The 11,584-nt window shown below is 31.7% G+C and carries 12 protein-coding genes; 8 read left to right on the top strand and 4 right to left on the bottom strand.

The annotated features are described in order from the left end of the window. Positions 1 to 1,370: 1,370 nt before the first annotated feature. A complete protein-coding gene (locus IDG45_RS00800) occupies positions 1,371 to 1,754 on the bottom strand; it encodes a YbgA family protein (RefSeq protein WP_000664365.1) in 384 nt (127 codons plus the stop codon). Positions 1,755 to 1,936: 182 nt separating this feature from the next. Here IDG45_RS00800 and IDG45_RS00795 point away from each other — a divergent pair, with 182 nt between their 5' ends. Beyond that, entirely contained in the window at positions 1,937 to 3,379 is a 1,443-nt protein-coding gene (locus IDG45_RS00795) for a sucrose-specific PTS transporter subunit IIBC (protein WP_001107103.1), read from the top strand. 85 nt (positions 3,380 to 3,464) lie between these two features. Here IDG45_RS00795 and IDG45_RS00790 read toward each other — a convergent pair whose 3' ends face one another. Both IDG45_RS00790 and IDG45_RS00785 read right to left on the bottom strand, forming a co-directional pair. Continuing rightward, positions 3,465 to 4,409, bottom strand: coding sequence for a magnesium transporter CorA family protein (locus tag IDG45_RS00790; protein ID WP_000633068.1), 945 nt, complete (start codon positions 4,407 to 4,409; stop codon positions 3,465 to 3,467). A gap of 45 nt (positions 4,410 to 4,454) precedes the next feature. Continuing rightward, the gene (locus IDG45_RS00785) at positions 4,455 to 5,078 is read right to left on the bottom strand and encodes a TetR/AcrR family transcriptional regulator (protein ID WP_000656768.1); all 624 of its coding nucleotides are present in this window, start codon (positions 5,076 to 5,078) and stop codon (positions 4,455 to 4,457) included. Positions 5,079 to 5,238: 160 nt separating this feature from the next. Between IDG45_RS00785 and IDG45_RS00780 the strand changes: the two genes are divergently transcribed. The 5 genes from IDG45_RS00780 (at position 5,239) to IDG45_RS00760 (ending at position 8,856) form a co-directional block, all read left to right on the top strand. Beyond that, the gene (locus IDG45_RS00780) at positions 5,239 to 6,516 is read left to right on the top strand and encodes a YhgE/Pip domain-containing protein (RefSeq protein WP_001020017.1); all 1,278 of its coding nucleotides are present in this window, start codon (positions 5,239 to 5,241) and stop codon (positions 6,514 to 6,516) included. Positions 6,517 to 6,721: 205 nt separating this feature from the next. Then, positions 6,722 to 7,153 carry a DUF2871 domain-containing protein gene (locus tag IDG45_RS00775; protein ID WP_001253464.1) on the top strand — a complete coding sequence of 144 codons (432 nt, stop codon included), beginning with the start codon at positions 6,722 to 6,724 and terminating at the stop codon, positions 7,151 to 7,153. A gap of 104 nt (positions 7,154 to 7,257) precedes the next feature. Then, positions 7,258 to 7,374: a hypothetical protein gene (locus tag IDG45_RS00770; RefSeq protein ID WP_001805726.1), complete on the top strand. Its 117-nt coding sequence runs from the start codon at positions 7,258 to 7,260 to the stop codon at positions 7,372 to 7,374. Between the two features lie 10 nt (positions 7,375 to 7,384). Beyond that, positions 7,385 to 8,419 carry an NAD(P)/FAD-dependent oxidoreductase gene (locus IDG45_RS00765; RefSeq protein WP_111063808.1) on the top strand — a complete coding sequence of 345 codons (1,035 nt, stop codon included), beginning with the start codon at positions 7,385 to 7,387 and terminating at the stop codon, positions 8,417 to 8,419. Between the two features lie 35 nt (positions 8,420 to 8,454). After that, complete coding sequence (locus IDG45_RS00760; protein ID WP_000241606.1) at positions 8,455 to 8,856, top strand: GNAT family N-acetyltransferase; 402 nt, start codon at positions 8,455 to 8,457, stop codon at positions 8,854 to 8,856. 45 nt (positions 8,857 to 8,901) lie between these two features. Here IDG45_RS00760 and IDG45_RS00755 read toward each other — a convergent pair whose 3' ends face one another. Then, the gene (locus IDG45_RS00755; protein WP_000573243.1) at positions 8,902 to 9,906 is read right to left on the bottom strand and encodes an oxidoreductase; all 1,005 of its coding nucleotides are present in this window, start codon (positions 9,904 to 9,906) and stop codon (positions 8,902 to 8,904) included. A gap of 190 nt (positions 9,907 to 10,096) precedes the next feature. Here IDG45_RS00755 and IDG45_RS00750 point away from each other — a divergent pair, with 190 nt between their 5' ends. Further along, positions 10,097 to 10,612 (top strand): GNAT family N-acetyltransferase, encoded by a 516-nt coding sequence (locus IDG45_RS00750; protein ID WP_000907323.1) that lies wholly within the window; start codon positions 10,097 to 10,099, stop codon positions 10,610 to 10,612. 313 nt (positions 10,613 to 10,925) lie between these two features. Next, on the top strand, positions 10,926 to 11,555 hold the full coding sequence (locus IDG45_RS00745; protein WP_000827006.1) for a hypothetical protein: 630 nt from the start codon (positions 10,926 to 10,928) through the stop codon (positions 11,553 to 11,555). Positions 11,556 to 11,584: the final 29 nt, after the last annotated feature.

Below are 11,584 nucleotides of genomic sequence, written 5' to 3'. Positions count from 1 at the left end.
TGAAAAATAAAAGAAATTAATGAAAACTCCTAGGAAAACGCTTGTTTTTATGCATTGTGCACAATATAAAAGTAAAATTAGAAAGATAGTAAGCAAAATTTGGAAATTTTCGATAGAGTCTAATTAAATTATTTGGTGCATAATTAATATAGATTTCAAACCTATGTATTTCAAAAAACAATACATAGCCATTTTGAACTAACTTGCTAATCTTTTATTGATATTCAACTATGTTATAAAAAAAGCAAATTGACCAAAATGGAAGTTTGAATCAAAAAACATTAAATGTACCCATGACTTAAATTTTATCGCCATTATTTAAGTTTGGACATACACTTTTGTCATCAAACGCTGAAAATTAGTACGATTGAAATCACTTCTTGTTATAAAAATTCTTAGTAGCCCTGTTACAAAATATTCGCTACAAATTATTCAAATCAACAACAATAACCATCAACTAAGAAATTTTAAACAATCTACTAAAAAATAAAGCGTTTAAAAGTTCTGTTTAGAAAACATCAAGATAAGTATAAACATCTAGAAAAGTGAACATCTAAGAAAATCCATCTAGTTATTGCCGTAACAATTAGAATAATCATTTGAAAAAGTGCATTAGACAACGAAATTCACCATCAAGATAATGAAGCAACAAGAAACAGCACACATCAATGAATTAACACCTTAGATTCATCATGAGAAAATGCATGGCACAACTAGATTTACCATCAAGATAATTCTTAAGCAGCGAAGAATTAACATCTAGAAATGCATAAACATCTTAGATTTTACATCAAGAGATGCGATAACTATAAACAACTAGAAACGTCACCAAGATAGTGCAACAACAAAGAATCAGCATCTTGAAATCGCACTAACATCTAAGAATCAACATCAAGTATTATATTAACATCATAGATAACTTCATCAAGACAGGCATCCACATCTAAGAAACTCATCTAGAATAGCTAACACCTAACATCAAAGAATATTCATCAAGAACAGTATCTAACAGAACTTTTTGACTATATATGAATTAATTATGTTACTAGCTAAATCATCTATTATTAACTTTCACACTCAATTTCTACATCTAATATCAATTTATTAACAATAGAATTAGCAGCAACAAGATATTACTTAAAATTACTCCCCCGAATTTAAAATATAAACAATGTAATAATTAAGGGTATAAATTGATTTATGCTGTAACTAATTAAATGTGTATGGTATCTTCTAACATCAAGAAACGCATTTTAATATAGATATGTACATTTAAACCTTGAGAGATAGATTATAGTAAACTTTAGTACAAAGTATGAATTGCTGAACTCCAATGACTACTATTTGTCCGTTACAACTAAAGTTTCAATCTATCTCTTTCTTTTTGTGTTTAAAACACGACTTTGTAGTAAATATTGAACATCATATTTATTAGCAAGTTCTGCTAAAAAATCTAATAAAGTTTGGGTGTCGATTTTACCATTAATAAAATCAGCTTTAAGTAATTTTGATTGTTGTCTTTCTTCTTCATTCGCACATTTTTTTAAATATCCCCACATATGATCAAAAGCATTACATACACTTCCTATACTCGGTTCAATTAATAAAGCATCATCAATCATTTGTTGGACTTGATGAAGTGATAAATCGGTTTTTAAAGCATTCCTTATCATTTGGTAAGACTGTTGACTGTGTAACAATACATGATATTTTTCCTCACGCCAAAGCTGTTCGATATGGCCACGTTCTTTCATAAAATTACCTCCGATAATTAATGTTAATATACATGCATGTAGTATAGCAATAAAAATGAATGCGCTATCAAAAGTGATGTAAGTGTTTATATAAAATGATAATAGAGTGTTGCAAATATTTTTGGAACCGGTTACAATAAAGTGGAATAAATGGAACCGGTTCTAATTAGGAGGCTAAATATATGAATTATAAGCAATCCGCAGAAGATATTTTGAACGCGATAGGCGGAGAAGAGAATTTAGATGCAATGGCGCATTGTGCAACGAGACTACGATTAGTTTTAAATGACGAAAGTTTAGTAAATGAAGAGGCGCTAAACAATATGGATATAGTTAAAGGGACATTTTCTACTGGGGGACAATACCAAATTATTATTGGGTCTGGTACAGTCAATAAAGTATTTAGTGAACTGGAAAAATTAACTGGAAAAGAAGCATCGACCACTTCGGAAGTCAAAGCACAATCTGCTAAAAATATGAATCCGTTACAGCGATTTGTAAAAATGCTGTCAGATATCTTTGTTCCGATTATACCAGCCATCGTTGCTGGTGGATTATTAATGGGGTTAAATAACATTTTGACTGCGAAAGATTTATTCTTTTCAGGTAAATCATTGATAGATGTATATAGTCAATTTGCTGGATTAGCTGAAATGATAAATGTTTTTGCGAATGCACCATTTACATTATTACCAATTTTAATTGGATTTAGTGCAGCAAAACGTTTTGGTGGCAATCCGTTTTTAGGTGCTGCATTAGGTATGATATTGGTTCATCCATCGCTAATGAGCGCATACGATTTCCCAAAAGCAGTTGAAGCAGGTAAGGCTATTCCATATTGGGATGTATTTGGTTTGCATATTAATCAAGTAGGTTATCAAGGACAAGTGTTACCTATGCTTGTAGCAGCTTATATCTTAGCCTCAATTGAAAAAGGGTTACGCAAAGTTATTCCAACGGTGTTAGATAATTTGTTAACACCATTGTTATCTATTTTTATAACAGCATTTCTAACATTTTCATTTGTAGGTCCAATCACTCGACAATTAGGTTACTGGTTATCAGATGGTTTAACATGGCTTTATGAATTTGGTGGTGCAATTGGTGGATTAATATTCGGATTATTGTATGCTCCGATTGTTATTACAGGTATGCATCATAGCTTTATAGCTGTAGAAACGACATTAATTGCAGATGCCACTAAAACGGGTGGATCATTTATATTCCCGATTGCGACAATGTCTAATGTTGCACAAGGTGGTGCAGCAATTGCAGCGTTCTTTATTATTAAACAAAATAAGAAGTTAAAAGGTGTGGCATCTGCCGCAGGTATTTCAGCATTACTTGGTATTACAGAACCGGCTATGTTTGGTGTTAACTTAAAACTAAGATATCCATTTATTGGTGCTATCGTTGGATCAGGTATTGGTTCAGCATATATTGCTTTCTTCAAGGTTAAAGCAATCGCATTAGGAACTGCTGGATTGCCAGGATTTATTTCAATCAATCCAGTACATGCAGGATGGTTACACTACTTTGTTGGTATGACAATATCATTCATCGTTGCTATAACAGTTACTTTAATTTTATCGAAAAGAAAAGCAAATAAAGAAGTTGTAGAATAAAAAAAGAGGTATGACAGTAATCAAAGTATCAGTCATTGCAAATGCAATAGGATGAAACTTTAAGCTGTCATACCTTTTAATTTAGTTATAATTTCTGTTTTCGCCATAAGAAAATACTAACAATTACGACAAGAATTAATGAAATACCTACCACAATAATCCAAGATATATAACTATGGTCATCAATTGGCAACGGCACATTCATACCGAAGAAACTAAATACGAGCGTTGGTAACGTTAATAGTACCGTGAAAAGTGTTAATGTCTTCATAATCGTATTCATATCATTAGATAATAAGGAAGCGTATGATGTTGTGATACTTTCTAAGATACGTTGATGTAATTCTGTTGTTTCGATGGCTTGGTTATTTTCAATGATTAAATCTTCTAGTAATTCTTCATCTTCTTCAAAACGTTTAATTGCAGGTAAACGGAATAACTTTTTAATAATTGTATCGTTACCTTTTAAGGCAGCTAAAAAGTATACTAAACTTTTTTCAACTTCCATTAATTTGAAAAGTTGTTTGTTAGTAATGTTATTTTTTAGTTCTTTCTCAATACGAATTCTACTTTTATTAAGTAATCGTAAGTTACGATTATAATGGTCGGCAATAGTAGTTAAAATTTCTAATGCAAATCTGCTGTGAAATTTTAAATTAATATCACGCTTAGGTAAATTTTCTAAAAATTCATTTTCAGCGTCACAAACTGTTACGATAATGCCGTTGCCAATAATAATGCCTAATGGAATCGTTACAAAAGATAGAACGCTACGATTAGTTGAATTGACGATAGGTAAATCAATAATGATTAATGAGTAACCAGTATCTTCGTCATATTCAATACGGGAACTTTCTTCTGAGTCCAAAGGGTCACGTATAAAGTCTTCAGGTATATTATATTGTTCCATAAGATTTTCAATTTCTTCTCGGTCTGGTTCTACTACATTAATCCATGACGCTGTATGATCTAATGGTGTTTTTATAATATGTTTATCTATATCTTCAGAATGTCTGAATGAAGTAATCATGATATATAGTTCCTTTCTAAAGGATTTAGGAAAAGCGCGTATTACTTAAGTTAGTGAATCAAGGTTTGATTTATGCAAACGGTTTTCTGCCATTATTCTTAATGGACCATTAAAAACAATATTATGCACATGTTTAGCTAATTCATCAACTGAAATGGGCTGTTTGTCCATTACCCAGTATTTAATAATTGAAATTGTTGCTCCGGAAACGTAACTGTAAAAATACATCTCTGGAATGCCTCCGATAGAATGATTGATACTAATATAACGTTGCATATTATTTTTAATATGTTCGTTGATTTTCAATTCTAATTGACTCGTGCGTTCCAATTGTAAAATAGTATGATAAAACTCTAAATTATCATGAATATGCTGGAAAATATTTTTGAGTATATTATTTACAAAAGTATTCGCAATGTCTTCAATTGAAGAACCGCGTAACAAATCAAATTGAGTATATGTCGTTAGTTCTGAAATATACTCATCTTCCATATCTGCGAGTAACATATATTTATCCTCGTAATGTAAGTAAAATGTCCCTCTATTGATATCAGCGCGTGTTGTTATGTCGCGAATGGTAATCTTTTCTAAATCTTTTTCTTGTAGTAATTTAGTGAACGCTTGTTTAATGGAGGACTTTGTCTTTCTAATTCGCCTATCTTCTTTCAAAAATAAATCAACCTCCTTGTGTTATTGAACAATGTGGGTGTATATGTCTATTAATAAACGTATTGATGAACATTGTGTATTGTTTATTCCCACTTACATATTATAATAGACAACATGCGAAATATTCAACACATTGTCTAATAAGGAGGTAATTAATAAAATGAATATATTTAAAAATAAATTATTATGGATTGCACCAATAGCAACTATGATTATCTTGGTAATTTTTTCTTTAGCTTTTTATCCTGCATATAATCCTAAACCAAAAGATTTACCAATTGGTATATTAAATGAGGATAAAGGTACAACGATTCAAGATAAAAATGTTAACATTGGTAAAAAATTAGAGGATAAATTATTAGATAGTGATTCTAATAAAATTAAATGGGTTAAGGTTGATAGTGAAAAAGATCTTGAAAAAGATTTGAAAGATCAAAAAATCTTTGGAGTAGCTATTATTGATAAAGACTTTTCAAAAGATGCTATGAGTAAAACACAAAAAGTAGTTATGGATAGTAAAAAAGAAGAAATGCAACAAAAAGTTGCTTCAGGTGAAATTCCGCCACAAGTAGTTCAACAAATGAAACAAAAAATGGGGAATCAACAAGTAGAGGTTAAGCAGGCTAAATTTAAAACGATTGTAAGTGAAGGATCAAGCTTACAAGGTTCACAAATTGCATCAGCTGTGTTAACTGGTATGGGTGATAATATTAATGCTCAAATTACGAAGCAAAGTTTGGAAACATTAACGAGTCAAAATGTTAAAGTCAATGCCGCGGACATCAATGGTTTGACGAATCCAGTAAAAGTGGATAATGAAAAACTTAATAAAGTTAAAGATCACCAAGCAGGTGGTAATGCACCATTCCTAATGTTTATGCCAATTTGGATAGGTTCAATCGTAACGTCTATCTTATTGTTCTTTGCATTTAGAACTAGTAACAATATCGTCGTGCAACATCGTATCATTGCTTCAATTGGACAAATGATATTTGCAGTTGTTGCAGCATTTGCAGGTAGCTTCGTTTATATTTATTTCATGCAAGGCGTTCAAGGATTTGATTTTGACCATCCAAATCGTATCGCGATTTTTGTAGCACTTGCGATTCTTGGTTTCGTGGGCCTTATTTTAGGTGTTATGGTATGGCTAGGTATGAAGTCAATTCCAATTTTCTTCATTTTAATGTTCTTTAGTATGCAACTTGTAACGTTACCTAAACAAATGTTGCCTGAAAGTTATCAAAAATATGTATATGATTGGAATCCATTCACACACTATGCAACAAGTGTAAGAGAACTATTATACTTGAATCATCATATTGAATTAAATAGTACAATGTGGATGTTTATAGGGTTTATGATTTTTGGCGCTGTATCAAGTTTAGTTTCAGCTATTGTTAGAAAACATAGCACAAAACGTACTGAAGTGCCGTCATAATTTAATAAATAGGAATATAGCTATACAAGACGTTTGTAGCGAGCGTCATGGTATAGCTATTTTATTTGTATAGCACTTGATGTAAAGTTATTTTAGCTGTCATACTATGTGCTAAACCAAATTCAGTTGTGTCATATCTTCGCTTTTTTGTCACTGTTATAATAGGTATAATCGGATATAATGAAAAGGTGAGGGAGGATTCAAAATGCGTAGGTTATTATATTCATTTCTTTTTTATATGATCATAGGTTTATTTAGTGGCTTTTTCTATAGAGAGCTAACAAAAGCATATGATTTTACTGGTACAACACAATTATCACTTGTACACACACATACACTTATTTTAGGTATGTTTATGTTTTTAATATTATTACCATTGGAGAAGTTATTTAAATTATCAAGTTACTACTTATTTAACTGGTTCTTCTATGTATATAACATAGGTGTTATCGTTACTATAGGTATGATGGTGACAAAAGGATTCTTCCAAGTCACTGGTAAATCATACTCCCCAGAAGCATTTGCAGGCTTTGCAGGTATTGGGCACACAGGTATGCTTGCAGGTTTATTGTTGCTATTTTTCCTTTTAAGACAAGCAATTCTTAAAGAACCACGTGATGAGTCTTTTAAAAAATAATATAACTAGAACTAAAAAATATACACATCTTTCAAAGGAACATTGTTGTTTCGTACTTTGAAAGGTGTGTTTTTATATTGTGATGGGATAGTTATTGATAATTCATGGCTAACTATGCGATTTATTTTAACAATATAAATATTAATAGTATAATGTCTTTAAATGATAATAATTATCAATTTGAGCGCGTTAATGAAAGAAATGAATATAGAGAGTCATAGGAGGCACATAATGAAAGACGTTACAATCATTGGTGGCGGTCCGTCTGGTTTGTATGCAAGCTTTTATGCTGGATTGCGAGATATGTCTGTAAGATTGATAGATGTTCAATCTGAATTAGGGGGTAAGATGAGAATTTACCCTGAAAAAATTATTTGGGATATTGGCGGCATTGCGCCAAAACCTTGTCATGAAATTTTAAAAGATACAATTAAGCAAGGATTATATTTTAAACCGGAAGTTCATTTGAATGAACGTGTGGTAGATATTAGGAAAAAGGCAGAACGTCATTTCGAAGTTGAAACAGAAGCGGGAGAAATATATACATCGAAAGCAGTTATCATTGCTATTGGTGCGGGTATTATTAATCCAAAACAATTAGATGTTAAAGGTGTAGAGAGATATCAATTAACAAATTTACATTATGTTGTACAAAGTTACAGACGTTTCAAAGATAAAGATGTATTAATATCAGGTGGAGGAAATACAGCATTAGATTGGGCGCATGATATTGCCAAGATTGCTAAAAGCGTGACAGTTGTTTATCGAAAAGAAGATGTAAGTGGTTATGAAGCGATGAAAACGCTGGTGACAGATTTAAATGTGAAACTATGCCCGAAAACACGTATTAAATACTTGGTCGGCAATGATGATGAAACGCATATAAGTGAAGTTGTTTTGGAACATGTTGAAAGTGGTGATACGCATACAGTTAAATTTGACGATGTCATTATTAGTCATGGTTTTGATCGTTGTAATACATTATTGAGTGAAACATCTTCAAAGCTAGATATGCATGATGAATGTCGTGTTAAAGGATTTGGAAATACGACAACAAGTATACCTGGTATCTATGCGTGTGGAGATATTGTTTATCATGATGCAAAATCACATCTAATTGCAAGTGCATTTAGTGATGGTGCAAATGCAGCGAACCTTGCTAAAACATATATCCAACCAGATGCGAATGCAGAGGGTTATGTTTCAAGTCATCATGAAGTGTTTAAAGAAGCGAATAAGACTATTGTAAATAAACATTTATACTAGGTTGATATATTGTGTGATGAAAAGTGGGGTAAATAATGGTTAAAGTGACATATGATATTCCGACTTGCGAGGATTATTGCGCATTAAGGATTAATGCAGGTATGAGTCCAAAGACGCGCGAAGCAGCTGAAAAAGGATTACCTAATGCCTTATTTACAGTAACCTTGTATGATAAAGATCGGTTAATTGGTATGGGTAGAGTGATTGGCGATGGAGGAACTGTTTTTCAAATTGTTGATATTGCAGTTTTGAAAAGTTACCAAGGTCAAGGTTACGGCAGTCAAATTATGGAACATATTATGAAGTATATTAAAAATGTATCTGTCGAAAGTGCATACGTTAGTCTGATCGCAGACTACCCAGCGGATAAATTATATGCAAAATTTGGATTTATGCCTACCGAACCAGATTCAGGCGGTATGTATATCAAATACTAAATTAAAAAAGACATCTCGCATAACGGGATGTCTTTTTCATGAATACTATTTATCTACACCGAAATCGATAACAATGCGGCCTTTATTTTCATGTTTAATTACTTTGTTAAGTTGTTCTGGAAGTTCATCAAATGTAATAACTTGCTTGATCTCATGTAAATTTTCAGGCTTTAAATCTTTTGCGAGACGACGCCAAACGCGCTGTCTTAATTTCATAGCAGTAAATACTGAGTCAATTCCTGAAATGTTTACACCTCTTAAAATATGAGGGAATACAGAATTAGTATAAGTATTACCGGCAGTCATACCAATAACTGCAATTGATCCACTATGATTTAAACGTTTTGTAACATAATTAATACCTTCGCCACCAACAGGGTCTACACAAGCTTGCCAAGTTGATGATGCGAGTGGCTTTTTATGATCATCTTCAACAGGAAGTCGATCGATAACTTCTTTGGCACCAAGTTCAAGTAATTGATCGCTAACATCTTGTTTACCTGTACTTGCGATAACTTTATAACCAAGTTCATTAAGCATGAGTACTGCTAAAGTACCGACACCACCTGAAGCACCGCGAACGAGTACAGGACCATCTTCAATATTCATTCCAACTTTTTCAAGTCTTTCAATTGCTAAACCGGCAGTATAACCAGCTGTGCCATATATCATTGATTCTTCTAATGTTAAAGTATCAGGAAGCTTGATAATCCATTCTGATTTTACACGCGCATATTCACTAAAACCGCCATAATGGCTAACACCTAGGTCATAACTCGTTACAATTACTTGTTCTCCTTTTTCAAAGCCTGGTGCTTCGGATTCAACAATTGTACCAGCTAAATCTATTCCTGGAATCATAGGATACGATTTTACGACTGCATTATGATCTTGAGTCGCTAAAGCATCTTTATAATTTATACCAGAGTAATGTACTTTAATCAGCACATCTCCTTTAGGTAAATCAGTAGGCGATAATTGTTTGAAAGTTGGTGTCACTTTACCGCTCTCATCTTTATCAATTACAAACGCTTTAAATGTTTCTATCACAACGATACATCCTCTCTTTTTCTCTTTTGAAAATACGGCCATTTTACTGGAATAAATGTATCATTTATTGATGTTACACACAATCAATAAAATTTGTAATTGATTTGTGTTAATGTATTTTTAAATAGTTTTGGCTGAAAAATAACATAAGTAATATTTTGATTCGATCACTGTTTATTGGAGGATTTATATGGCTGGTATAATCAAAGAAATTTCAAAACAAGATGCTAGTGAATTAGTTGAATTAGCAACTAGAACATTTTATGACACGTTTGGTTCTTACTATGATGACAAAGATTTTGATCAATTTTTTAAAGACAATTATACTGTAGAAAAATTTACACAAGAGATTAACCATGTAGATTCATTTCATTATTTTTATCAAGAAGATGGTGCGAATGTTGGTTATATAAAGATGAATATTAATAGTGCTCAAACTGAAGAAATGGGGGAGACCTATTTAGAAGTGCAGCGCATATATTTTTTGAAAGACTTTCAAGGTGGCGGAAGAGGTTCACAATTGATAGAATTGGCCGAAAAAATTGCACAAGAACATAATAAACATAAAATTTGGCTAGGAGTTTGGGAGCATAATCCTCGTGCTCAAGCATTTTATAAACGTCATGGATTTAAAGTGGTTGGTGAACATCATTTTCAAACAGGTGATGTAACGGATACAGATTTAATTATGGAAAAAGAGTTATAATGATTGTTTTTGCAGCAGATAAAATGAAATCATAGTAATAAATATTGTGTATACCTTGAAATGCTAAATGCGTAATGAATTGTTAAAGTAAAATAATTAAATTTATAGAAAACATAAAATTCACAAAAATTAAATAATAATGAACAAAAATTAGGGTATAATAAAAAGAACCTTAGATTGTAGTTATGGGTATTGTGATAATTCAAATCATATTAATGTTGACGTCTTTGGTAACAGGCCATGAAATGATACACATGGTAGATATGTATTTCAAGCTTATTCAATGAATATCGAATTATAGGAGGAGATATGTATGAAAAGATTAGTTACAGGGTTACTAGCATTATCATTATTTTTAGCTGCATGTGGTCAAGATAGTGACCAACAAAAAGACAGTAATAAAGAAAAAGATGATAAAGCGAAAACTGAACAACAAGATAAAAAAACAAATGATTCATCTAAAGATAAGAAAGATAATAAAGATGATAGTAAAGACGTAAACAAAGATAATAAAGATAATAGTGCAAACGATAACCAGCAACAATCTAATTCAAATGCAACAAACAATGACCAAAACCAAACAAATAATAACCAATCAAGTAATAATCAAGCGAATAATAATCAAAAATCAAGTTACGTTGCACCATATTATGGACAAAATGCCGCGCCGGTTGCACGTCAAATTTATCCGTTTAATGGAAATAAAACTCAAGCTTTACAGCAATTGCCAAATTTCCAAACAGCTTTAAATGCGGCTAATAATGAAGCAAATAAATTTGGTAGTAATAATAAAGTGTATAATGATTATTCTATTGAAGAACATAATGGCAACTATAAGTATGTGTTTAGTTTTAAAGACCCAAATGCAAATGGAAAATATTCAATTGTAACGGTTGATTATACTGGACAAGCAATGGTTACTGATCCAAACTACCAACAATAATGTTAATGTAATTTTGATGCAAGTTAAAA

The sequence above is a fragment of the Staphylococcus sp. EG-SA-10 genome, from assembly GCF_017151945.1.
Lineage (GTDB): Bacteria > Bacillota > Bacilli > Staphylococcales > Staphylococcaceae > Staphylococcus > Staphylococcus aureus.
The sequence above is the reverse complement of the archived record's forward strand: the minus strand, read 5'-3'. Positions and strand labels throughout refer to the sequence as shown.